The sequence below is a fragment of the Limnochorda pilosa genome (assembly GCF_001544015.1).
Lineage (GTDB): Bacteria > Bacillota > Limnochordia > Limnochordales > Limnochordaceae > Limnochorda > Limnochorda pilosa.
Map to the genome: position 1 here is coordinate 1381457 of NZ_AP014924.1, position 22703 is coordinate 1404159.

The following is a 22703-nucleotide window of genomic DNA, read 5'->3' on the forward strand; positions in this document are numbered from 1 at the left end:
CGTGGAGTACGACGCGACGCGCGGGTGGCGGTTGCTGGCCGTCCTGCTCTTCCTGGCGGGCCTGGTGGCCCTGGGCCTGTTGGGAGAACGGTGGCAGGCGGGCATCGACCGCAGGCTCGCGCCGGACGAGGAAGTGCTGGTGTACTACGCCACCCAGGACGCGATGGGGCTCGTGGGCCTGCCCACCCGCCTCCCGCGGGAGCAGGTGACGCCCGAGGGGGTCCTGGACGCGCTCTTCTCCGGGGCGCGCCGCCGGGGCGACTACGTAAACCCAATCCCCATGGGCGGGCGGGTGCAGTGGGTCCAGGTGAGCGGGCCGGTGGCCACCGTGAGCCTGAATCAGGCGCTGGTGGACAACCACCCCGGCGGCTCCGCGGGCGAGCTTCTGACCGTGTACGGCATCGTCGAGACCCTCACCCAACTGCCGGGGATCCAACGGGTCCAGCTGCTGGTGGAAGGGCAGCGGGTGGAGTCGCTGAAGGGGCACGTGGACCTCACCCGGCCCCTGGCTCCCGATCCCGGACGGATTGTCCAGCGGCGGGCGGAAAGACTTCAGACAGGCACACCGCCCGCCGAGGGTCCATAGGATGCGGCGCACCGGGCCGGGTGCCCCTCGGGCGCGGGCACGGTCTCGAGAGGAGGAGGATCCATGGGCCGGCAGGTTCCCGGCGCGTTCCCGGACCTTCTGGGGCGCGACCTCAAACAGGCACGGGTAGCCGTGGTGGGCCTCGGAACCAGCAACCGGGCCGTCCTCCGCTGGCTGGTGGCAAAGGGCGTCAGGGTCATTGCCTGTGATCGGAAGCCGCCCCAGGAGCTCGAGGGCTACGGCGAGCTTGCCCGGCTCCCGCTGGAGCTCTGGCTCGGTCCCGACTACCTCGTCCCGCTCGACCGGGCCGACATGCTGGTGCTGACCCCCGGGATGCGCAAGGACCTGCCGGAGATCGAGGCGGCCCGGGCCCGGGGGGCGGTCGTGACCTGCGAGATCGACCTTTTCTTCCGGACGTGCCGCGGTCCCGTGGTGGGCGTGACGGGCACCAGCGGCAAGACCACCACCACCACCCTCATCGGCGAGATGCTGCGCGCCGCCGGCGTGCCCGTGGTGGTGGGGGGGAACATCGGCCAGCCCCTGATCGAGGTGGCCGAGACGATCCCCCCCGGCACCTGGGCGGTGCTGGAACTCTCCAGCTTCCAGCTCGAGCTGCAGCGGCGCAGCCCCCAGGTGGCCGTGGTGACCACCCTCACCCCCAACCACCTGGACGTTCACCCGTCCATGGAAGCGTACGCGGCCGCCAAGCGGAGGATCGTCCGCTTCCAGAACGCCTCGGATCGGGCCGTGCTGAACCTGGACCAGGCAGCGGTGCGGGAGTTCGCCTCGGCCACGCCGGGGGAGGTCCTCTGGTTCAGCCGCGAGCAGGAGGTGGACCGGGGCGGATTCGAGGCGGAGGGCGCCCTCTGGCTGCGCCTGTCCCCCGGGAGCCGGCCCCTGCGCCTGGTGGGGGTGGACGAGATCCGTCTCCCGGGGGGCCACAACCGGGCCAACCTCCTGGCGGCCGCTACCGCAGCCGCCCTCTGCGGCGCGACCCCCGAGGCCGTCCGCGAGGTGGCCCGCACCTTCACCGGCGTGCGCCACCGGCTGGAGCGCGTGGGGGAGGTACACGGCGTGGAGTACGTGAACGACTCCATCGCGACCACGCCCGAGCGGGCCGTGGCCGGGATCCAGGCCATGGCCGGCCGCCCCCTTCACCTCATTGCCGGGGGGTACGACAAGCACCTGCCCTTCGAACCGCTGGCCGGGGAGGCGGTGCGGGCGGTGCGGCACCTCTACCTCCTCGGGGCCACGGCCGGGCGCATCGAGGAGGCTGTGCGCCGGGAGGCCCGCGAACGACAGACACCGGGACCCGTCCTCCACCGGGTGGGGGACCTGGACGAGGCCGTCGACCTGGCCAGCCGCCTGGCGCTCCCGGGCGACCGCGTGCTCCTCTCGCCGGGGTGCGCCAGCTTCGACCAGTTCGCCAACTTCGAGCAGCGCGGGGACCGGTTTCGTGCCCTGGTGGCGGCCCTGGGCGCCCCCGGCCCCGCGGCAGCGGGCGGCGAGGAGGTTCGGTCCCGTTGAGCCAGCAGAGCGATCGACACGTGCACGAGCAGGGCGCGGCGACGCTGGCGCCTGCGGTTTCCGCCCCAGAAGGAAGCCGGCCTGACGGCCGTCCGGACGACGCGCTGCGCCCCGTGCGCATGACGGTGGACACCATGAAGTACGCCGAGGGCTCGTGCCTCATCGAGCTGGGCGACACCCGGGTGATCACCACGGCCACCGTGGAAGAGCGGGTGCCCCCCTTCCTGCGGGGCAGCGGCCAAGGCTGGGTGACCGCCGAATACGCCATGCTGCCCCGGGCCACCGAGGAACGCACGCCCCGCGAGGCCGCGCGCGGCAAGGTCGGCGGGCGCACCCACGAGATCCAGCGGCTGGTGGGGCGGAGCCTCCGGGCCGTGGTGGACCTGAAGCACCTGGGCGAGCGCACCCTCTGGCTTGACTGCGACGTGCTCCAGGCCGACGGCGGCACCCGGACCGCCTCGATCACCGCCTCCTTCGTGGCTTTGGCGTACGCCCTCCAGCGGCTGCGGGTCCGGGAAGGGTGGGACCGGCTGCCCCTCTACGACTTCGTCAGTGCCACCAGCGTGGGTCTGGTGGACGGCCGTCCCCGTCTGGACCTGAGCTACGCGGAGGATTCCCGCGCCGAGGTGGACATGAACGTGGTGATGACGGGCTCGGGCCGGCTGGTGGAGCTCCAGGGGACCGGCGAGGGCCGCAGCTTCACCTTCGACGAGATGAACGCTCTCCTCAAGCTCGCCCAGCACGGCATCGAGCGGCTCTTTGTGGAGCAGCGGCGGGTGCTGACCGACGAGATCCTTGAGAGCATCGACCAGCGCCTGGCCCTCGATCCCCACGTGGGAGGGAACGGGAGGCCCGCGCACCGGGAGGGGTGAGCCCGTGGAACCGCCTTCGTCCGTTCCGCCCGTTCGGCCGCCTCTCTGGTCCCGGGGAGCCGCCCCCCGCGAGCCCCGTGCGATCGCACCCCCTGCCCGGACCCACGACCCAGCGAGTCGGCCCGAGGAGACACCCCACCCTCGCGCCCGAGGCCGCCGGGGCTGGCTGGTGCTCGCGACCCACAACCGGCACAAGGTGGGCGAGCTCCGGGCCCTCCTGGGACCTCTGCCGTGGCCGGTGACCGGCCTGGACGCCTTCCCCGGAGCCCCCGAGGTGGCCGAGGGTACCGAGAGCTACGCGGCCAACGCCCTGGCCAAGGCTCGGGCGGCGGCCGCTTTCACCCTTGAGACCGCCCTGGCCGACGACTCGGGCCTAGAGGTGGACGCCCTGAAGGGGGCCCCCGGGGTCCTCTCGGCCCGCTTCGCCGGCGAATCGGCCAGCGATGCGGACCGCATCCGAGCACTGCTCAAGCTCATGGAGGGGGTGCCATGGGAGCATCGCACCGCCCGCTTTCGCTGCGTGATCGCCGTGGCCCGCCCCTTGGGCGAGGAGTGGACGGAAGAGGGCCTGCTGGAGGGCTTCATCGCGACCGAGCCCAGGGGAGACCGGGGCTTCGGGTACGATCCCATCTTCTGGGTGCCGGAGCTCCAGCGGTGCCTGGGTGAGGTGGCCCCGGAGGTGAAGAACCGGCTCAGCCACCGGGCCCGTGCGGCCAGAAAGGCCCGGGAGCGCCTGCTTCGGGAGGCGCAGGGCGGGAAGCCTTGAGGCGACGAGCGCTGATGACCGGGGTCCGGGCGGGCGCCCGATCCGGGCCGCAATACCTGAACCCAGGCGCCGGGCCCTGGCTGCTCGGGGCCCCGGCTCGGACGGCGCTCCTCTTGACCCCGGTAGTCGCCGGTGCTAGACTGTGGGCGGTTCTCCACCACGGTGGAGCCAGCGGGGTGTAGCGCAGTTTGGTAGCGCGCCTGCTTTGGGAGCAGGAGGCCCCGGGTTCAAATCCCGGCACCCCGACCACGTTTCGGGCGCTTGGTGCCACGCTTGACCACGATGGTTGACCACAACGGGTGCTGACCACCGGCGGGTGTAGCTCAATGGTAGAGCACCGGCCTTCCAAGCCGGGTACGGGGGTTCGATTCCCCTCACCCGCTCCAGTTTCGTTCCCGTGAGCCGGACGTCGCCCAAGGCGCCGGCTCTTTTCCTTACCTGGCGGCTTTCCGCGCGTGCCAACTCAACGCCCTGTTCCGAATGGTCGATACACGGAAGAGGATGAGATCGACCGACGAGCGGATGGGGGTAGGCGACGTGGCGCGGCTCAAGCGGGCGCTGGCAGCCCCGGTGGTCTGGTTCGGGAACCGGTCGGTGCGGTCGAAGATCCTCCTGCTGGTGGTCCTCCTCATCGGAGCCATGGTCTTCACGGGCTGGGTGGGGTTCCGGAGCGCCGGTCAGGTGAACGGATACGTGGCTGTCTTCGCCGACGGGTACCTCTCGGGGCTGGACCTGATCCTCCAGGCCGACCGGGACCTCTACGAAGCCCTTGCGTACCAGAACCGGCTCTTCAGCGTGCCACCCGACGGTCGTGAGCTCAACGAGCTGGCGGACCGCTACAGGGCGGCCACGGACCGGGCGGCGCAGCGCCTGGAGGCCGTCGTCCGCTTTCTGCCCGGTCAGAAAGAGGTCGCCCTGGCGCAGGCGGTAGCCGCCGGCGTGGAGTCCTGGCAGGGGGCCCTGGCCGAAACCAGGGATCGCTATGCCTCGGGGGAGTTGTCGGGCAACGCGGTCGCACGGGAGCTGCGCCTGCTCGAACTCACCCAGTTCCTTCCTGCCCGCCAGAACCTGGACATCCTGAGGGAGTACTTTCAGCAGGAAGGGGCGACGGCGCGGGCCGAGTCGGAGGCGGTCTTCGCCGGGGCCCAGCGCCTGATGCTGGCCACCATCGTGGGGGCCGCCCTGGCGAGCCTGATCCTGGCGGTCGGGCTGGGGCGCGGGGCCACGGGCCTGCTCCTTCAGGCCACCAGCTTCTCCGAGTCGCTCGCGTCGGGTGATCTCTCAGGCGAGGTAGTGCTCCGGCGCGAGCGGCGCGACGAGCCGGGCCGCATGGTGATCGCCCTCAACCGGGCCGTAGAGCAGATGCGGGGCTCCGTACGCCGCGCGATCCAGACGGCCGAGCAGGTGGCCGGCTCGAGTGAGCGCCTGGCCGAGTCCTCGAAGCACCTGCAGGAGGCGTCGACCCAGGTGGCCGAGTCCATCCAGCAGATGGCGGTCGGTGCCGACCAGCAGGCCCAGTCGGCCGTACGGGTGCGAGAGTCCATGCAGCAGGTGCTGGGCCGCCTCCGGCAGGTGCAGGAGGCGATGGGGCGCCTCACCCGGCAGGCCGCTGAGGTAACCGAGGTTGCGCAGCGGGGCCGGCAGGCCGTAGGCGAGAACGTGGTCCACATGCACGAGATCACCGGCTCGGTGGAGAGGTCCGCCCAGCTCGCCGAGAGCTTTGACCAGCGTTCCGAGGCGATCGGGCGGATCAGCGAGGCCATCAGCCAGATTGCCGAGCAGACCAACCTCCTGGCCTTGAATGCGGCCATCGAGGCCGCCCGTGCGGGGCAGCAGGGGCGCGGCTTCGCCGTAGTGGCGTCCGAGATCCGCAAGCTGGCCGAGCGCTCCAAGACCTCCAGCGACGAGATCGCTCAGATCATCGACCAGGTGCGCCGCGAGACGCGGGGGGTGGTGGAGCAGGTGCGCGCCGCAGCCGACCAGGTCCGCGAGGGCAACCGGGCTGCGGAAGAGACCGACCGCCGCCTGCAGGAGATCGCACACGCGATCGAGGCGACCGCGCAGCACTTCCGCACCGTGGCGGGTGAGATCGAGGCGGTGGTGGGCGAGAGCCAGGGCGTGGACCAGGCGAGCGAGGAGATCGCCGCCGTCGCCCAGGAGACCGCCGCCGGGGTGGAAGAGATCTCGGCTGCCAGCGAAGAGCAGAAGGCCACCGCCGACCAGGTGCAGGAGGCTGCCCGCGCCCTGGCCGCCGCGGCGCGGGAGCTCCGTCGCGCCATGGGCTCGTTCATCATCGAGCGGCGGGCGGAAGGGAGCGCTCCGGTCGCACGCAGCGCCTGAGACTCGGCCTTTCGCCATACGAAACCAGAACGTTCCAAGCGCTATCATAGGCGAAGAAGGGATGCAGTAATCCCATAGCGTGAAGCAGTCTCCCAAATGGTGAAATACCCGGCAGGAAAACGCGCTCCGGGAACGAAGGTATCTCTACAAGGTTGCGGAGGAAAGAGACAACACTCGAACCTTGCGGAGGTTGCGCCCGTGGATGGTTCGGCCTCATCGGGGATCCGGGCAACAACGGCCCTCGACCCCGAGCGCTTGCAGGATGCGGTGCTGGAGCTGATCCGGCGGACCGCCACCGAGCTTCCACCCGACGTGAAGGAGGCCCTGCACCGGGCGAGGCAGCAGGAGGAGCCCGGCTCCCGGGGCGAGTTGGCCATGTCCCTCATCCTGCGGAATCTGGAGCTGGCCGAGGGGCGGGGCGTTCCGGCCTGCCAGGACACGGGGACGCCCCTCTTCTACGTGCACCACCCGGAAGGCGTCTCGACCCGGCGGATGCGGCAGGCCATCGAGGAGGCGCTGCGGCAGGCCACGGCGCGCCAGGTCCTCCGGCCGAACGCGGTCGACCCGGTGACGGGCGCGAACAGTGGCGTGAACGTGGGCACGGGGTTCCCGCCGATCCACTTCGAGGAGTGGGACGAGCCCTCGGTCCGGGTGGACCTGATGCTCAAGGGCGGTGGGTGCGAGAACGTGGGCGCCCAGTACAGCCTTCCTTCTGAGCCGTTGCAGGCGGGCCGCGACCTGGAGGGCGTGCGCAAGGTGGTGCTCGACTGCGTGGTGCGGGCCGAGGGGAAGGGCTGCCCGCCGGGCGTCCTGGGGGTCTGCATCGGCGGCGATCGGAGCAGCGGCTACGAAGAGTCCAAGCGCCAGCTCCTGCGCCCTCTGGACGACCGGAACCCGGACCCCGCGCTGGCCGCGCTCGAAGAGCGGATCCTCGACGAAGCCAACCGGCTCGAGATCGGACCGTTGGGCTTCGGGGGCCGGAGCACGCTCCTGGGCGTGAAGGTGGGCGCGCTCCACCGGCTGCCCGCCTCCTACTTCGTCACCGTCTCGTACATGTGCTGGGAGTACCGGCGCCGGACGCTCCTCCTGCGCGGGGACGAGCCGCCCGTGATCCGGTAGCCACCACGCGGGGAGGGCTGGAGACGTGATCGAGCTCAGGACCCCCATCTCCCTCGAGGCGGTGCGGGAACTGCGGGTAGGCGAGATGGTGTCGCTCTCAGGCCTGGCCGTGACCGCCCGGGACGCGGCCCACAAGTACATGGTGGAGCGGCTCATCGAGCGGCGGCAGCCGCTGGACGAGGCGGACGCGCGCGTCCACCGGGAGCTGCGGGAGGTGCTCCGCGGAGGCGCCGTCTACCACTGCGGGCCCATCGTGCGCCGTGAGGGTGAGCGATGGCGCTTCGTCTCCGCGGGGCCCACCACCAGCATCCGCGAGGAGGTCTATCAGGACCGCGTCATCGCGCACTTCGGGCTGCGGGTGGTGATCGGGAAGGGTGGCATGGGGCCTCGCACCCGGCGGGCCTGCCAGGAGCATGGCTGCGTCTACCTTCACGGGTTGGGGGGGACGGGGGCGCTCACCGCCGAGGCGGTGGCCGAGGTGCTGGACGTCTTCAAGCTGGAGGCGTTCGGGCCTCCGGAGGCCTTCTGGAAGATCCGTTTCGAAGGTTTCGTGGGGGTGGTCACCATGGACGCCCATGGGCAGAGCCTCCACGATCAGGTGGCCGAACGGGCGGCCCAGAAGCTCGCCGCCCTCACCGGCACCTCCTGAGGGAACGCCGGACGCTCTCGGGTTCCGGGCCGCCCGGGGCGGCCCAGCCAGGGTGTCCGGCGAGAACGCCAGCCATCGATACAAGGAGGTAAGAGGCATGCGTCGGACCCATGGCATCAGGTGGGTGGCCGCAGCGGTGATGTTCCTGGTCCTCCTGGCGGCGCACCCGGCGGTATGGGCCCAGGGTTACCCGTCCAAGCCCATCGAGTACGTCATTCCCTTCAATCCCGGGGGCGAGTCGGACATCACGGCGCGCATCCAGGAGCAGGCGCTGGAACGGATCCTGGGCGTCAACGTCAACGTCACCTACAAGCCGGGCGCGGGCGGGGCGCTGGCGTGGTCGCAGCTGAAGAACCTGCGGCCGGACGGCTACACCATCATGGGCGCCAACCTGCCGCACACGGTGCTGCAGCCGCTGCAGCGGGGTGACGCCGGCTACACCACCGAGGGGATCCACTGGGCCTACATCTTCGAGAGCACCCCCAACGTGCTGGTGGTACGGCCCGACAGCCCCTTCAAGACCCTCGCCGACTTCATCGCCTTCGCCAAGGAGAACCCCGAGGTGATCACCCTGGGCGGCAGCGGCAGCTGGACCGCCAACCACCTGGGCGTCCTGGAGCTGGAGAAGGCGGCCGGCATCGACCTCACCTACATCCCCTTCACCGGCTCCGGTGCCGCCGTCCCGGCCTTCCTGGGCGGGCACGTGACCGGCCTCATGACGTACAACACCATGGCGGTCCAGTACCCGGACCAGATGCGGGTCCTGGCCGTCGCCTCCGAGCGCCGCCTCGAGTCCCTTCCGGGCGTACCCACCTTCAAGGAGCTGGGCTACGACTACGTGGAGGGTGCCTACCGAGGGGTCGCCGTGCCTCCGGGCACGCCCCGGGAGATCGTCCGCAAGCTTGAAGACGCCTTCGCCCAGGTGAACGCCGACCCCGAGGTCCGCCGGAAGATGGACGAGAACGGCTTCATCATCGAGGACATGCGCTCCGACGAGGCGAACGCCTTCGCCCGGGCTCGCATCCCGCTCTACCGGCAGATCCTGCAAGACGTGGGCGCGATCAACTAGGGACCGCGTCGCGACACGCGATCGATTCGGGACGCATCCGGGTCCCGGAGGGGCGCTCGCCCTTCCGGGACCGGGTGGGAAGGCTCCGGGGAAAGGAGCTGCACCATGCTCGAGCATCTGGCCGCGGGGATCGCGGGGGTCTTCACCTTGAAGGCGCTCCTCCTGGTCTTCGCGGGCGTCACGGTAGGTCTCGTCTTCGGGGCTTTGCCGGGGCTGACGGCGACCATGGCGGTCGCGGTCCTGGTCCCCTTCACCTTCACCATGGACCCCACCTCCGGCCTCATCCTGCTGGGGGCGGTATACATGGGGGCCATCTACGGCGGTGCCTTTTCAGCCATCCTGGTGAATGCCCCCGGCACCCCCTCCTCCATCGGCACCACCTTCGATGGATACCCAATGGCCCGCCAGGGGCGGGGTGAGGAAGCCATCATCGGAGCCACCGTCGCCTCGGTGCTGGGCGGCCTGGCGGGCGTCGTCGCGCTGCTTTTCCTCTCGCCCCCGCTGGCGGACCTCTCCCTGCGCTTCGGCCCGCCTGAGTACTTCTGGGTGGGTGTCTTCGGCCTCACCATCGTGGCCAGCATCGCCTCGGGGTCGTTGCTGAAGGGTCTCATCGGGGCGCTCTTCGGGCTCCTCATCGGCACCATCGGGCTCGCGCCCGTGGGTGGTGAGGTCCGCTTCACCTTCGGGCAGCCCGTGCTTCAGGGCGGGGTGGAGCTGATCGCGGCCCTGATCGGGCTCTTCTGCATCCCCGAGGTCCTGGTTCTCGCGGCCCAAGGCCAGCAGGAGACGCACATGCTGAGCTACCGGCATCGCCCGGGTGTCCTGTGGGAGACGACCCGGAAGGTCCTGGCCATGCCGGCCAACCTGATCCGCTCGGCCGTGGTTGGAACGGTGATCGGCATCCTTCCGGGCGCGGGGGGCAACGTGGCCAACCTGGTGGCCTACAACGAGGCCAAGCGGGCCTCCAAGCACCCCGAGCGTTTCGGAACGGGGGTCCTGGAAGGCGTGGTGGCGACCGAGACCGCCAACAACGCCGTGGTGGGTGGCGGGCTCATCCCGCTCCTCACCCTGGGGGTCCCCGGGGCGCCGCCCGACGCGATCATCTACGGGGCGCTCCTGATGCAGGGCCTCCACCCGGGGGCGGAGCTCTTCAGCACCAGCGGCGACATCACCTACACCTTCATCCTCTCGGTAGGCCTGGCGGCCCTGGCCATGATGCCTGTGGGGCTCGTCCTGGGGCGGGGGCTCCACCGGGTGGTGAGCCGGGTGCCCACCAGCTTCCTGGCGCCCACCATCCTCTTCCTGACCATCATCGGCTCCTACGCGATCCGGAACAACGTGCTGGACGTGGCCATGATGTTCGTCTTCGGGGCGATCGGGTATGCCTTCAAGCGGTTCGGTTTCCACCCGGCACCCATCGTCCTCGGGTTGATCCTGGGAGGCATCGCCGAGCAGGGCTTGGTGCAGGCCCTGCTCATGGGGGTGCGCTACCAGCCGCGCTGGCTCATCCTCTTCGACCGCCCCATCTCCTGGGTGCTCATCGGCCTCTCGCTCCTCTCCCTCGCGTGGCCTCTCGTCTCCGCGTGGGCGGCCCGCACCCGGCAGGCGAAGGAGGCGGCTCCCCATGCGTAACCCGGACCGCATCGGTGCGGCGGTCATGCTGGTCGCGGCGGCCGCCTTCTGGCTCCAGATGGGCTCCGTCGATGCCCTGGGCGGCAGCTTCCCACGCCTGGTACTGTGGCCCCTCACGCTCCTCTCCGTGGTGCTGCTGGTGAAGAGCTGGATCCGGCCGGAGCCGCCGGCCGCCTTCTTCGAGGCGCAGCCGGGCCCGATGCTGGTGCTCGCAGTCACCGTGATCCTCTGGATCGCCCTGCTGGAAGTGCTGGGCTTCGCGGTCTCCACCACCCTGGCGTACGGGTTCCTCACCTGGTACCTGGGCGGCAGGCCGCGAGACGTGAGGAAGGTGGCGGTGTCCTTGGCGATCATCGTGGGCGAGGTGGCGCTGGTCTACTGGGTCTTCAACGACCTGCTGCTGGTGCGCCTGCCTCAGGGCCTGCTGATCTGAACGTCTGGCCATGCGCCCGAGGGCCGGCTGCCCGGGAGGGGCAAGCCGGCCCGGGCGCGGCCGGGGACGCGATCCTGGAAAGGGGAGAGGGCCGTGAGGGAGCACGCCGTCGCCGTGGTGGCGGGGGATGGGATCGGTCTGGAGGTGGTGCCCGCCGCCCGGCAGGTGCTGGACCGGGTGGCAGAGATCCACGGGGGCTTTCGCCTCACCTACCGCGAGTTCCCGTGGAGCTGCCGGTACTACTTGGAGCACGGGGCCATGATGCCGGAGGACGGGCTTGAGACGCTGCGCCCCTTCGACGCGATCTTCCTGGGGGCGGTGGGCTTTCCGGGCGTGCCGGACCACGTCTCCCTCTGGGGCCTCCTGCTCCCCATCCGGCGGGAGTTCCGCCAGTACGTCAACCTCCGGCCCATCAAGCTCCTCCGGGGCATCGCGTCGCCCCTGCGGGACCGGGGGCCCGAGGAGATCGACTTCCTCTGCGTGCGGGAAAACAACGAGGGCGAGTACTCCAACATGGGCGGTCGCCTCTACCGGGGCACCCCCCAGGAGCTGGCCGTGCAGAACACCGTCTTCACCCGCTTCGGGGTGGAGCGGATCCTCCACTACGCCTTCCGGCTCGCCCGCGAGCGGGGGCGGATCAAGCGGGTCACGGCGGCCACCAAGTCCAACGGGATCAACTACACCATGCCCTTCTGGGACGAGGTGTTCGAGGAGGTGGCGACCCAGTACCCGGACGTGGAGCACGACCGGTTCCACGTGGACGCGCTGGCCGCCCGCTTCGTCACCGACCCGGCCCACTTCGGCGTGGTGGTGGCCTCCAACCTCTTCGGGGACATCCTCACCGACCTGGGCGCCGCCATCGCGGGCAGCATCGGCGTGGCGCCCTCGGCCAACCTGAACCCCGAGGGGACGTACCCCTCCATGTTCGAGCCCGTCCACGGTTCGGCGCCTGACATCGCCGGCCGCGGGGTGGCCAACCCCATCGCGCAGGTCTGGTCCGGCGCGATGATGCTGGACCACCTGGGATACCCGGAAGCCCACGGGCTGATTGTGGGGGCCATCGAGCGAGCCCTGCTGGATGGTATCCGCACCCGCGATCTGGGCGGCGCCGCCGGCACGGTCGAGATGACCCAGGCGATCCTGGACCGGCTGGAAGGGTGACCGGAGCCCTGGATCGGCACGTCGCGCGCTCGCCGGACAGGGCCCGCACCTTGGGGGTCGCGGGGGGTGCCCCTAGCAGGGAATGCGGGCGGCGACCTCCCGCACCCGTTCCTTGAGCGCAGGGAGTCGGTCCTCTGCCCGGCTCAGGGGCAGGCTGAGGCCGCAGGCGCCCACCACCGAGCCGGCCTTGGAGCGGACGGGCGCGGCGACGACCACCACGCCCTCCATGTGCTCCTGCACGTCCACGGCGGCGCCTTCGGCCCGCACCCTGCCGATGATCTCCTCGAGCTCGGCCACGCCGGTGACGGTCTGGCGGGTGTGGGGAAGCAAGCTCGTCGCCGCCAGGTACCGGCGTACCCGGGGGGGTTCCATGGCCGCGAGGAAGATCCTCCCCGGCGCGGTGGGGTAGAGGGGGAGGGGGCGGCCGAGCGTGCCCACGGTGCGCAGGGGGCGGGTGCTCTCGACGAAGTCGATCTCCACGCAGAGCGCCTCGGCCGGTAGCGGAACCCAGAGGTGGACGGTCTCGTTCAGCTCGTTCCAGAGCTCGTCCATGTAGGGACGGGCGGCCGCGCCGAGGTCGAACTCGCGCAGGCTCCCCAGGTGCCGGGAGGTGACCTCCAGCATGCGGGAGCCGATGGCGTAGCGGCGGCGGCCGTCCTTCACCAGCCAGCCCAGGTCCACCAGGGTGGCGAGGAGGTGATGGAGGGTCGTGCGGTTGAGGCCCACCTGCTCGCTGAGCTCGCCGAGCCCGACCGGCTCACCCCGGGCGGCCAGGAGCTCCAGGATGGTGATGGCCCGGACGACCGACTGGATCGTGGCCGCGCCGGGGCCGCGCGCCGGAGGGGGCAGGGTGGGGTACGGTGAAGGCATCGCGGATGGATCGGCCACCGTCTCAGGGCTCCTCTCGCTTCCCCTGCGATTATACCTTCGGTGTCCGGGCCGGCCAAGGGGCATGCCGAGGCGCGCTGCGGCCGGATACAAGGCGGCCTCCGGTCGTTGACGGGAACGCCGGGCGGGCGGTATACTGGCGGTGCCTGCGGGTCGGTGCCGCCCGCGGCTCAGGCCCGCCTTGCCCGTGGCGGAGGCCTGGCCCGTCTCGTGCGCCTGTAGCTCAGGGGATAGAGCGGTGGCCTTCTAAGCCAACGGCCGGGGGTTCGAATCCCTCCAGGCGCGCCAGCAAGGGAATGGGCGGCTTCCCGGATGGGGCCGACCCTTGCGCGTCTTCGCGGGTCACCGGGCGGGTGGCCTCGACCCGCGGCAGGGCCGGCCGGAGACGCGATCTGTCGAAGGGCCTGCGCCGACGGAGGCTGCGGGCGGGCCAAGGATCGTCCTCCTCTCGGCCGTTGCCTCCCTCGGCTGCCTTGACGCTCCTCCTCCTCCATGGTACACTCGAAATCGCTCGAACGTGGTGGGTGTAGCTCAGTCGGTTAGAGCGTCGGGTTGTGGCCCCGAAGGTCGCCGGTTCGAATCCGGTCACTCACCCCACGGCCATAGGCGTTCAACGGCCGTCCCTGCGGGGGCGGCCGTGCCGCGCCCGGGGCCGGGCCGCCTCGCCCGTCGGTCCCTGGGCGCGGCCGCCTCGCGTCGGCCGTGGATCCCCACCTCAGGCAGCGGGTCCCGGGCTCTGGCAGACCTTTCCCACGAAGGAAGGCTTGCGGGTGGGTCGAATAGGTCATGGGAGCAAGCCTGTCCCTGTGGTGATAGAACAAGGGGGGGTTAGCGTGAAGCGGGTTCCGGTACTGGCCGGGACGTTTCTTCTGCTGGCGGCCCTGGTCGCGTCCGTCGCCGCCGGCCCCGTGGCGGCCCAGACCTTCCGGGTCGGCATGGTGACCGACGTGGGTGGCATCGACGACAAGAGCTTCAACGCCACCAGCTGGGAGGGCGTGGCCCGGGCCATCCGGGAGCTGGGCGTCGACGGCCGCTTTCTCGAGTCCCAGCAGCAGACGGACTACGCCCGGAGCATCCAGGAGTTCCTCTCGCAGAAGTACGACCTCATCGTGACCGTCGGCTTCCTCCTGGGTGACGCCACCAAGCAGTTCGCCCAGCAGAACCCGAACAGCAAGTTCGCCATCGTCGACTTCGCGTACGAGCAGCCCATCCCGAACGTCCGCGAGCTCACCTTCGCGACGGACCAGGCCGCCTTCCTGGCCGGCTACGCCGCGGCGGGCGTCACCAAGACGGGGGTCGTGGGCACCTTCGGCGGCATCCCCATCCCCACCGTGACCATCTTCATGCGCGGCTTCGAGGCCGGTGTGAAGCACTACAACCAGGTTCATGGCATGAACGTGGAGGTCCTGGGCTGGAACAGCAAGTCGGGTCAGGGGCTCTTCGCCGGGAACTTCGAGAGCACCGACGACGGGCGCCGCCTGGCTGAGGCGCTCTTCGACGAAGGGGCCGACATCGTCATGCCTGTTGCGGGCCCGGTGGGGTTGGGCGCCGCGGCGGCCGCCAAGGACCGGGGCCTGATGCTCGTCGGCGTGGACACCGACTGGTACGTGAGCGCCCCTGAGTTCAAGGAAACGCTGCTCACCAGCGTGATGAAGAAGATGGACGTGGCCGTTTACGACACCATCAAGGCGGCCATGGACGGGACGTTCGAGGGCGGCGCCTACGTGGGCACGCTGGCCAACGATGGGGTGGACATCGCCCCCTTCCACGACTACGAGGACCGGGTGCCCGCGTCGCTCAAGACCGAGCTCGAGCAGATCCGCCAGCAGCTCATCGACGGCACCCTGAAGGTGGACGACGTCCTGAGGTAAAGGACCCTGCACGTGGGAAGCCCGAACGGGGCACGCCCGGCGGCCGTGCCGGCCGCCGGGTGTCCGGTTCGGCTGGTCGAGCCTGGGCGTTCGGGGCTGGGTCCAGCGCCGGAGAGCACCCGCGTGCCCGCAAGCGCCTCGGGGAATCTGGCAAGGTGGTGGGGAAGCTGTCCCAATCACGTCTGGAGCCTGTGCTGCAGCTGAAGGGCATCGTGAAACGGTTTCCCGGCGTCGTGGCCAACGATCGAATAGACCTTACCCTCTTCCCCGGCGAGATCCACGCGCTGCTGGGGGAGAACGGCGCCGGCAAGAGCACCTTGATGAACGTCCTCTACGGCCTGATCTCCCCCGACGCGGGCGAGATCGTCCTCAAGGGCGCGCCGGTGCGGCTGGAGAGCCCGGCCGGCGCGATCGCCCGGGGCATCGGCATGGTCCACCAGCACTTCATGCTGGTGCCGGTAATGACGGTAGCCGAGAACGTCATGCTCGGTCTCGAATCCACCCGGGGCCGCTTCTTCCTGGACACGGCCCGGGTGGCGCGGCGCATTCGGGAGATCTCCTCCCGGCACGGCCTCGCCGTGGAGCCCGAGGCGGTGGTGCAGCACCTGCCCGTGGGCGTGCAGCAGCGGATCGAGATCATCAAGGTGCTCTACCGGGAAGCGGAGATCCTGATCCTGGACGAGCCCACCGCGGTCCTCACGCCCCAGGAGGTCGAGGACCTCTTCGAGATCCTCCGCAGCCTCGCCCGCAGCGGACACTCGCTCCTCTTCATCACCCACAAGCTGAAGGAGGCCCTCGCGCTCGCCGACCGCATCACCGTCCTCCGGCGCGGCCGGGTGGTGGGCACCCGCCGCCCCGAAGAGACCAGCGAGGAAGAGCTGGCCACGATGATGGTGGGGCGCGACGTGGAGCTGACGGTGAAGAAGCGGCCCGCCCGGCCGGGCAGGCCTGTCCTCAGCGTCCAGGGCCTCTGGGTGGAGGCCGATGAGGGCCCGCCCGCCATCCGGGACCTGTCGCTGGAGGTGCGCGCCGGCGAGATCCTGGGCGCGGCGGGTGTGCAGGGCAACGGCCAGACCGAGCTGATGGAGGCTCTCGCGGGCTTGCGGCCGCCCCGGGCCGGGCGCATCGTGATCGACGGCCGGGACGTGAGCCGAGCCACGCCCCGGGAGATCGCCGAGCTGGGCGTGGGTTACATCCCCGAGGACCGCCAGCGGGACGGGCTCATCCTGCCCTTCCCCCTGGAGGACAACCTGATCCTCAACCGGTACCACCGGGAGCCCTTCTCCCGGAAGGGGTGGATCCAGCGGGAGGAGGTCCGCCGCCAGGCGGAGACCCTGCTGCAGGCCTTCGACATCCGGGCGAGCTCGGTGACCGCGGCCGTGCGGAACCTGTCGGGGGGCAATCAGCAGAAGGTGATCGCCGCCCGGGAGCTCTCCCGCCCCATCAAGCTGCTCCTGGCCTCGCAGCCCACCCGGGGGCTCGACGTGGGCTCCATCGAGTACATTCACAGCCGGATCCTGGAGGCCAGGGACGGGGGTACGGCGGTGGTGCTGGTCTCCACCGAGCTGGACGAGATCCTCGCGCTCTCAGACCGCATCGCCGTCCTGTACCGGGGGCGGATCGTGGGGCTCCTGGACGCGGCCAGCGCGGACCGTACCCACCTGGGGCTCCTCATGACGGGGGCGGCCGCATGAGCAGGAACCCGAAACCAGATGCCGGATCGCAGGGAAGCCCGCAGGATCCGGCCCCCGGCCGGGCGCGTTCCGTCGCCGGCGCGCTGGCCGAGGCGGCCTTCTCCCGCAGCCTGGTGCCCCTTCTGGCGGTGTTCACGGGCCTCGTCATCAGTGCCGTGCTGATCGTGGCCACGGACCCGGCCGTCTGGCAGGCGTGGGGGCAGGTCACCGTCCGTCCCGGGCTCTTTCTGGCGGCCGTGGGCCGGAGCGTCTACGTTGCCTTCGCGGCCCTCTTCGAGGGTGCCGCGGGAAGCCCCTACGCCCTCTCGGAGAGCCTGGTCACCTCCACACCCTACGTCTTCGCCGGCCTCGCGGTGGCCGTGGGCTTCCGGGCCGGCCTTTTCAACATCGGCGCGGAGGGGCAGCTGTACATCGGGGCGCTCGCTTCGGTCTTCGTGGGCTACGCGGTCCACGGCCTGCCGTGGTTTCTGCACCTGCCCATGGCCATCCTGGCGGGGGCCGCGGCTGGGGCGATCTGGGCCGCCGTTCCCGGATACCTGAGGGCCCGCACCGGCGCGCATGAGGTGGTCAACACCATCATGCTCAACTACGTGGCCTTCCGCCTGAGCGACTGGCTCCTCAACGGACCCATGAAGCGGCCCGGTCCGGGCGGGGTGCCGGGCTGGGTACCCATCAGCCCCGAGGTGCTGCCGAGCGCCTACCTGCCCCGGCTCTTCGCCGAGCCCCTGCGGCTCCACTGGGGGTTCATCCTGGCCATCCTCGTCGCGGTGGCCGCCTACTACCTGCTCTTCCGGACCACCTTCGGCTTCGAGATGCGGAGCGTCGGCGCCAACCCCAGCGCCGCCCGGGTGGCGGGCATGCGGGTGCCCCGGGTGTACGTGCTCACCATGGCCCTTTCCGGCGCCCTCGCAGCCATGGCGGGCGTCTCCCAGGTCCTGGGGGTGGATCGCTGGCTGGGGCAGGGCTTCTCGGCGGGCTACGGCTTCGACAGCATCGCCCTCGCACTCCTGGGGAAGAGCCACCCGGCGGGCGTGGTGGGGGCCGCGCTCCTCTTCGGGTTCCTCCGCAGCGGGGCGACCCGCATGCAATCGGTGGCGGACATCCCCATCGACATCATCACCATCGTGCAGGCGCTGGTCATCGTCTTCGTGGCCGCCGAGGCCCTCGTGCGCGGCATCTACCGGATGAAGCCCACCGGCGAGAAGGCGGAGGAGGTCTTCACCCGGGGGTGGCGCGGCACGTGAGCCCCAGGCGCGGCACCCGGTCGTCGGGCAGCGAACGCACGCCAGTCATGAGGATGAAGGTGGGACGGGCATGAGCCAGCTTCAACCGGCGGGGCCGGCCCCGGGGGATGCCCTGGGGGTCGCGGTTCCGAGCCTTGCACCCAGGAACTGGGCTCCCGTGGTGGTCTCGGGCCTGGTGGCCGCGGCCATCCTCCTGCTCTTCGCGCGGGTCGTCCCCTTCGGAGAGGTGGCCACCTTCCGGCTGACCGCCGGCCGGGCCAGCGCGGCCCCGCCGGTGGCCCCGCTGGTGGTGCCGGCGCGGGCCATGCTTCTCTTGCTGGCGGCCCTGGCCGCGGCGGCCGGCGCATGGGCGTACACACGCCCCGAGCGGGGCGGCCTCTCCACGGGCTTCTCCCTGGGGGCCTTCGTCATCGCGTTCTTGGTGTGGGCGGCGGCCGGGAAGAGCTTCAACCTGCTGGCCATGCTGCAGAGCACCCTGGTGCGGGCGGTGCCCATCACCCTCGCCGCGTTGAGCGGCGTCATGTGCGAGCGCTCGGGCGTGATCAACATCGCGATCGAGGGGATGATGCTCACCGCAGCCTTCACCGCCGTCGTCGCCGCGAGCGTCGCAGGGAGCCTCTGGATGGGGCTGACGGTGGGGCTCCTCACCGGCGCGCTGCTGGCCTGGGCCCACGCGGTGCTGGCCATCAAGTACCGGGTGGACCAGATCGTGAGCGGCACGGTGATCAACATCTTCGCGGTGGGCATCACCAGCTACCTGAGCGCCCGCTTCCTCCAGGTGCCCGAGTACGCCTGGATGAACAACTCGGGGACCTTCCCCGCGGTCCAGGTTCCGCTCCTCAACCGGATCCCCGTTCTGGGGCCGCTCTTCTTCGAGGGGAACCTCTTCTTCTTCCTCGCGCTGGCGCTCGTCATCGGTTTGCAGGTCGTGCTCTTCCGCACCCGGTTCGGGCTGAGGGTGCGATCGGTGGGGGAGCATCCCCGGGCGGCGGACACCCTGGGGATCGACGTGAACCGGGTGCGCTACGTGAGCGTCATCCTGGGCGGGATGCTGGCCGGGCTGGGCGGCGCCTACTTCACCATCGGGTCCGTGGGCCGCTTCGACGAGCAGATGACCGCCGGTCGCGGCTTCATCGGCCTGGCAGCCATGATCTTCGGCAAGTGGACCCCGGCCGGGGCCTTCGGCGCCTCCACCCTCTTCGGCTTCACCGACTCCCTGCAGACGCGCCTGCAGATCCTCGGGATCCCCATCCCCTCCGAGTTCCTCTTGATGGCCCCCTACCTGGTCACCATCGTGGTGCTGGCCGGGGTGGTGGGCCGGGCCTACCCGCCGGCGGCGGACGGCCAGCCATACGAGAAGTAGCGGGAGGAAGCGGGACGGCTCCGCGCGGCGCACCTGCGGCGTGCGTCCCCCAGGCGCTGCCCGGACCGTGCAGGTCCTGTGCAGGGCGGTAGACCCCACGCGCCGAACCTCTGCCGAAACGTTCACGGGAGCGTGGGCGGCATGGATGAGACATGGCGGCGCGGCGTGGGGGAAGAGATGCCCTTGCCGCCTGGCGGAGCACCCCCGATCCACCCGGGGTCTGGCGACGGGATGGGGGCCGTACGGGCAGCTGCGGCTGGGTCCAGGCATCTGATCCTCTTCGAAGGGGTGATCGAGGGATCTCCTCTCCTCCGGGCGCTGGCGGCGTTGCTCGGCGGGCTTGCAGAAGGCGAGAGAGCCGGGAGCCCGGAGGCCCATGGGGGATGGACCGGAGACCTCTGGGCGCTGGCAGCCGCGCTGGCCCGGCAGCTCCTCGATCCGGAAGCCTTCGGGCCCGTTCCTGGCAACGCCCCCGCCCGGTCCGACCCCGGGGCCATGTCCCCGTCACCCTGGCACGACCACCTGGTAGAGCGGCTCCTGGCGGACGACAACGCCTTCACCCGGGCCGCGGCGCGCGCGGACGGGCCGGAGCGCCTCACTCCCTCGCTCCAGGCTGCGGCGGTTCACGACCTGCGGGCCCTCCAGGCTCTGGCCGCGCTGCGCCCCTCCGACCTCGAAGCGGCGCTCCGGCATCGGGGGATTCCCTGGCCCGAAAGGGTGCTGGCGTGGAGTGCGGGGACCGGTTGCGTCACGGCAGCGGGCAGGAGAAGGCCGCGGCCAGACTTGGTCGCGCACCTCCGGCGGGTGCTGGCCGCAAGCGACGACTGGGGGAGATCGCTGCCTGAGCTGGCCGCCTACTGGCGCGCCGTGGGCGCCGGGGCGTTCGGCCAATACGTGGCGTTCCGGTGGGGCGCGCCGGTTGCCGACGGGAAGCCGGGCGCGGCCCTGCTCCCCGTGGCACACCCCGACCCCGTCCGCCTGGAGGACCTGGTGGGCTACGAAGTGCCCCGCCGGCAGGTGGTGGAGAACACCGAGCGCTTCGTCTCAGGCCGGCCAGCCCACCACCTGCTCCTGTACGGGCCCCGGGGCACCGGGAAGTCTGCCACCGTCAAGGCCCTCGGCCATGCCTTCGCTAGCCAAGGGCTCCGACTTGTAGAGCTCCCGCTCGCCCGGGTGCACGAGCTTCCCCAGCTCCTGGGCGTCGTCCGCCGGCAGCCCCAGCGGTTTGTCATCCTCCTCGACGACCTTTCTTTCGAACCGGGGGATCCCGCCGTGAAGGAGCTGAAGGTGGCTCTTGAGGGAACGGTGGAGGCGTGGCCGGTGAACGTCCGCCTCTACGCCACCTCCAACCGGCGGCACGTGGTGAGGGAGGAGCGGGACGGGCCGGCCTTTCGCGTGCAGGACGAGATCCACGAGCAGATCTCGCTGGCCGATCGCTTCGGGGTGACCGTCCTCTTCCAGGCGGCGGACCAGGAGCTCTACCTGCGCGTCGTGGAGGGACTGCTCCGCCAGTCCGGGGTGCGGGTCGTGGAGAACGGCGTTCCGGCCGGCGATCAGGCGGCCGGGAATGGGCCCGCGCGCACCGATCCGGCGGGTCACATGGCTCCGGCGGGTCCGACGGTGGACCGGCGGACCCTGGCCCGCGAGGCGCTCCAGTGGGCGCTCTGGAACAACGAGCGCTCACCCCGCACCGCGGCCCAGTTCGTGCAGGAGTGGCTGGGAAGGGAAGGCACGCCTGCTGCAGCCGCCGCCGCTCCGTCACGACTTGACACCGGCACCCCCGGGGCCTTAAGGTAGCTATGGGCCGCTAGCTCAGTCGGTAGAGCAGGGGACTTTTAATCCCAAGGTCCAGGGTTCGAGCCCCTGGCGGCCCACCAGGGAATGATCGGGGTTTGGCCGATCCGTGGGGGGAAGGTGGGTGGCCACCTTTCCCTCACGACTTCCTTTCTCGTCCGACCCTTGGTGGGGTGGGGAGGCGGGCTCCTTGGGCTGGCCTTGAGTCAGGCGTTCCCCAGGTGCGCTTCGTATCGCCTTGCTCGGCATGGCGTTCCTCGACGAGCTCATCTCGGGCTTCCCGGTGGTTGCACTGCCGCTGATCCGGGACGACCTGTCTTTGAGCTACACCCAGGTCGGGCTCCTCTTCACCGCGGGTCAGGTGTCGTCGGCGGGACGGCCGTCGGCCTCTCGCAGGCGACCCTCATGGATCTGAACCTCTCGGATGCTCCACGCACCATGGCCCGTTGGACGCTGATGTCGGCGGTGGGCGACCTCCTCTCCCCGCTGGCCGTGGCCGCGGCGGTGACGCTGCATGTCGGCTGGCGGTCGCTCTTCTGGCTGGCGGCGCTGTTGTGGCTCGGCATGGCGGGGGTGCTTTGGCCGCAGCGGTTTCCGCCACGGGGAGGGGACCGCCTCAGTGCGGGCACTCGCCTGGAAGAGACGGGCGGGGAAGCGGATGTCCGCTCCGCGGAGGCGGCGCTCGCGGGCGAGGCGGGAACTCCAGGGGACAGCGAGCCCGTGCACGGTATCCTCGGCAACCTCTGGATGGCGTTGCGACAGAGGTCCCTCTCTCGTTGGATCGGCGTCATCCTCGCCGCCGACATGCTCGACGAGGTCTTTCTGGGGTTTGCCGCCCTCTACCTGCGGGACGTGGTGGGGGTTGATGCCGCGGCTTTGAGCCTGGCGCTCGGGGCGCAGATGACCGGCGGGGTGATCGGACTCGTGGTGCTGGAGCGGACCGCCAACCGTTTCTCTGCCGGGCAGCGCCTTCGGGGTCTCGCCTGGGTGGTCCTGCTCACCTTCGCAGGCCTGTTGAGTGCCCGGTCGGTCTGGACGGCGTCGGCGGCGCTCTTCGCCATCGGTCTGGGGGCCGCGGGCTGGTACCCAGTGGCCAAGGCCGTCGCCTACGAGGCCTTGCCTGGGCGGTCCGGCACCGTCCGAGCGGCCGTGGACATCTTCGCCACCCCCTTCAATGCCGTCCTCCCGGCCGTCGTGGGCGCCGTTGCCGGCGGCTTCGGCTTGTTGGCAGGGGTGGGGTTGCTGGGACTGGCGCCCGTTGTTGTGCTCGGGCTGGTGGGCTGGTATCGGGACGTCCCCGACGTGCAGGCTCGTGGCCAGGCCTCACCACGGTCCCGGGCGTGACTTCCCGTTCGCCCCCTGTCCTTAGGATCTCCGTGGAGCTGATCCTCAGCGGCAACGCCGTGTGGCTGATGCCCTCGATCGGGTGTCGGCGGGCCAGGAGGTAGACGAGGATCACGGGGACCATCACCAGGGGGTGGAAGCTGTGGTCGGTGGAGACGTCCTGGGTGAAGGCCGTGAGCCCCACCCGCACCGTGCGCAGGGCGGGCCCCCGCCGGTGTTAGCCCAGCGTTTACGTGACCGTCGCGTCCGCGACACGCGGCTCGTCCATCATGGGTAACGGTTCGCAGGCGCGACAGCCGAAAGGGCAGAAAACGCGCGTCGCGCCCGGCGCCCGGGGAACGGGTGCCGGCA

At 70.8% G+C, this 22703-nt stretch carries 19 protein-coding genes and 5 tRNA genes; 23 read left to right on the forward strand and 1 reads right to left on the reverse strand.

The features are described 5' to 3' along the window. Position 1: 1 nt before the first annotated feature. From LIP_RS06010 to LIP_RS06070, 13 genes are all read left to right on the forward strand, one after another. Positions 2 to 586, forward strand: a complete 585-nt coding sequence (locus tag LIP_RS06010; protein WP_144440356.1) for a GerMN domain-containing protein — start codon at positions 2 to 4, stop codon at positions 584 to 586. Positions 587 to 649: 63 nt separating this feature from the next. Next, positions 650 to 2113, forward strand: a complete 1464-nt coding sequence (gene murD / locus LIP_RS06015; RefSeq protein ID WP_068135635.1) for a UDP-N-acetylmuramoyl-L-alanine--D-glutamate ligase — start codon at positions 650 to 652, stop codon at positions 2111 to 2113. Between the two features lie 44 nt (positions 2114 to 2157). Next, complete coding sequence (gene rph, locus LIP_RS06020; RefSeq protein ID WP_407936401.1) at positions 2158 to 2985, forward strand: ribonuclease PH; 828 nt, start codon at positions 2158 to 2160, stop codon at positions 2983 to 2985. A gap of 4 nt (positions 2986 to 2989) precedes the next feature. Next, entirely contained in the window at positions 2990 to 3751 is a 762-nt protein-coding gene (gene rdgB / locus LIP_RS06025; protein WP_198409751.1) for an RdgB/HAM1 family non-canonical purine NTP pyrophosphatase, read from the forward strand. 172 nt (positions 3752 to 3923) lie between these two features. Then, positions 3924 to 4000 (forward strand) — tRNA-Pro (locus tag LIP_RS06030). A gap of 63 nt (positions 4001 to 4063) precedes the next feature. Further along, positions 4064 to 4137 (forward strand) — tRNA-Gly (locus LIP_RS06035). A gap of 115 nt (positions 4138 to 4252) precedes the next feature. Then, entirely contained in the window at positions 4253 to 6091 is a 1839-nt protein-coding gene (locus tag LIP_RS06040) for a methyl-accepting chemotaxis protein (protein ID WP_144440357.1), read from the forward strand. A 198-nt stretch (positions 6092 to 6289) separates the two neighbouring features. After that, positions 6290 to 7210: a fumarate hydratase gene (locus LIP_RS19270; protein ID WP_198409752.1), complete on the forward strand. Its 921-nt coding sequence runs from the start codon at positions 6290 to 6292 to the stop codon at positions 7208 to 7210. 25 nt (positions 7211 to 7235) lie between these two features. Beyond that, the gene (locus tag LIP_RS19275; RefSeq protein WP_068135641.1) at positions 7236 to 7859 is read left to right on the forward strand and encodes a fumarate hydratase C-terminal domain-containing protein; all 624 of its coding nucleotides are present in this window, start codon (positions 7236 to 7238) and stop codon (positions 7857 to 7859) included. A gap of 97 nt (positions 7860 to 7956) precedes the next feature. Continuing rightward, positions 7957 to 8928: a Bug family tripartite tricarboxylate transporter substrate binding protein gene (locus LIP_RS06055; RefSeq protein ID WP_068135643.1), complete on the forward strand. Its 972-nt coding sequence runs from the start codon at positions 7957 to 7959 to the stop codon at positions 8926 to 8928. Positions 8929 to 9033: 105 nt separating this feature from the next. Then, positions 9034 to 10560, forward strand: a complete 1527-nt coding sequence (locus LIP_RS06060; RefSeq protein WP_068135645.1) for a tripartite tricarboxylate transporter permease — start codon at positions 9034 to 9036, stop codon at positions 10558 to 10560. Further along, positions 10553 to 10993 (forward strand): tripartite tricarboxylate transporter TctB family protein, encoded by a 441-nt coding sequence (locus tag LIP_RS06065; protein ID WP_068135650.1) that lies wholly within the window; start codon positions 10553 to 10555, stop codon positions 10991 to 10993. Before LIP_RS06060 ends, LIP_RS06065 begins: the two co-directional genes overlap by 8 nt. Positions 10994 to 11086: 93 nt before the next feature. Then, the gene (locus tag LIP_RS06070; protein ID WP_068135655.1) at positions 11087 to 12154 is read left to right on the forward strand and encodes a tartrate dehydrogenase; all 1068 of its coding nucleotides are present in this window, start codon (positions 11087 to 11089) and stop codon (positions 12152 to 12154) included. A 72-nt stretch (positions 12155 to 12226) separates the two neighbouring features. Here LIP_RS06070 and LIP_RS06075 read toward each other — a convergent pair whose 3' ends face one another. Next, the gene (locus tag LIP_RS06075) at positions 12227 to 13042 is read right to left on the reverse strand and encodes an IclR family transcriptional regulator (RefSeq protein WP_158509570.1); all 816 of its coding nucleotides are present in this window, start codon (positions 13040 to 13042) and stop codon (positions 12227 to 12229) included. A gap of 212 nt (positions 13043 to 13254) precedes the next feature. Between LIP_RS06075 and LIP_RS06080 the strand changes: the two genes are divergently transcribed. The 10 genes from LIP_RS06080 (at position 13255) to LIP_RS06120 (ending at position 22352) form a co-directional block, all read left to right on the forward strand. Further along, positions 13255 to 13330 (forward strand) — tRNA-Arg (locus LIP_RS06080). A 232-nt stretch (positions 13331 to 13562) separates the two neighbouring features. Continuing rightward, positions 13563 to 13639: transfer RNA gene (locus tag LIP_RS06085), tRNA-His, on the forward strand. Between the two features lie 236 nt (positions 13640 to 13875). Then, complete coding sequence (locus LIP_RS06090; protein ID WP_068135661.1) at positions 13876 to 14913, forward strand: BMP family lipoprotein; 1038 nt, start codon at positions 13876 to 13878, stop codon at positions 14911 to 14913. 182 nt (positions 14914 to 15095) lie between these two features. Continuing rightward, positions 15096 to 16607 carry an ABC transporter ATP-binding protein gene (locus tag LIP_RS06095; RefSeq protein WP_173652463.1) on the forward strand — a complete coding sequence of 504 codons (1512 nt, stop codon included), beginning with the start codon at positions 15096 to 15098 and terminating at the stop codon, positions 16605 to 16607. Beyond that, positions 16604 to 17851 carry an ABC transporter permease gene (locus LIP_RS06100; protein ID WP_068135663.1) on the forward strand — a complete coding sequence of 416 codons (1248 nt, stop codon included), beginning with the start codon at positions 16604 to 16606 and terminating at the stop codon, positions 17849 to 17851. The genes LIP_RS06095 and LIP_RS06100 overlap by 4 nt, the downstream gene beginning before the upstream one ends. A 70-nt stretch (positions 17852 to 17921) precedes the next feature. Further along, positions 17922 to 19214: an ABC transporter permease gene (locus LIP_RS06105; RefSeq protein WP_068135666.1), complete on the forward strand. Its 1293-nt coding sequence runs from the start codon at positions 17922 to 17924 to the stop codon at positions 19212 to 19214. Between the two features lie 141 nt (positions 19215 to 19355). Continuing rightward, positions 19356 to 21011, forward strand: coding sequence for an ATP-binding protein (locus tag LIP_RS06110; protein WP_144440359.1), 1656 nt, complete (start codon positions 19356 to 19358; stop codon positions 21009 to 21011). Between the two features lie 4 nt (positions 21012 to 21015). Next, positions 21016 to 21091 (forward strand) — tRNA-Lys (locus LIP_RS06115). Between the two features lie 155 nt (positions 21092 to 21246). Continuing rightward, a complete protein-coding gene (locus LIP_RS18450) occupies positions 21247 to 21423 on the forward strand; it encodes an MFS transporter (protein ID WP_144440360.1) in 177 nt (58 codons plus the stop codon). Further along, positions 21414 to 22352, forward strand: a complete 939-nt coding sequence (locus tag LIP_RS06120; protein WP_068135672.1) for a hypothetical protein — start codon at positions 21414 to 21416, stop codon at positions 22350 to 22352. Before LIP_RS18450 ends, LIP_RS06120 begins: the two co-directional genes overlap by 10 nt. Positions 22353 to 22703 lie beyond the last annotated feature (351 nt).

Bases quoted from the DNA above. Each gene is read 5' to 3' on its own strand.
- LIP_RS06060 (WP_068135645.1), top strand. From the start codon at position 9,034: ATGCTCGAGCATCTGGCCGCGGGGATCGCGGGGGTCTTCACCTTGAAG.
- LIP_RS06040 (WP_144440357.1), top strand. From the start codon at position 4,253: ATGAGATCGACCGACGAGCGGATGGGGGTAGGCGACGTGGCGCGGCTC.
- LIP_RS06065 (WP_068135650.1), top strand. From the start codon at position 10,553: ATGCGTAACCCGGACCGCATCGGTGCGGCGGTCATGCTGGTCGCGGCG.
- LIP_RS06110 (WP_144440359.1), top strand. From the start codon at position 19,356: ATGGATGAGACATGGCGGCGCGGCGTGGGGGAAGAGATGCCCTTGCCG.
- LIP_RS06105 (WP_068135666.1), top strand. From the start codon at position 17,922: ATGAGCCAGCTTCAACCGGCGGGGCCGGCCCCGGGGGATGCCCTGGGG.
- LIP_RS06100 (WP_068135663.1), top strand. From the start codon at position 16,604: ATGAGCAGGAACCCGAAACCAGATGCCGGATCGCAGGGAAGCCCGCAG.
- murD (WP_068135635.1), top strand. From the start codon at position 650: ATGGGCCGGCAGGTTCCCGGCGCGTTCCCGGACCTTCTGGGGCGCGAC.
- LIP_RS06120 (WP_068135672.1), top strand. From the start codon at position 21,414: ATGGATCTGAACCTCTCGGATGCTCCACGCACCATGGCCCGTTGGACG.
- LIP_RS06055 (WP_068135643.1), top strand. From the start codon at position 7,957: ATGCGTCGGACCCATGGCATCAGGTGGGTGGCCGCAGCGGTGATGTTC.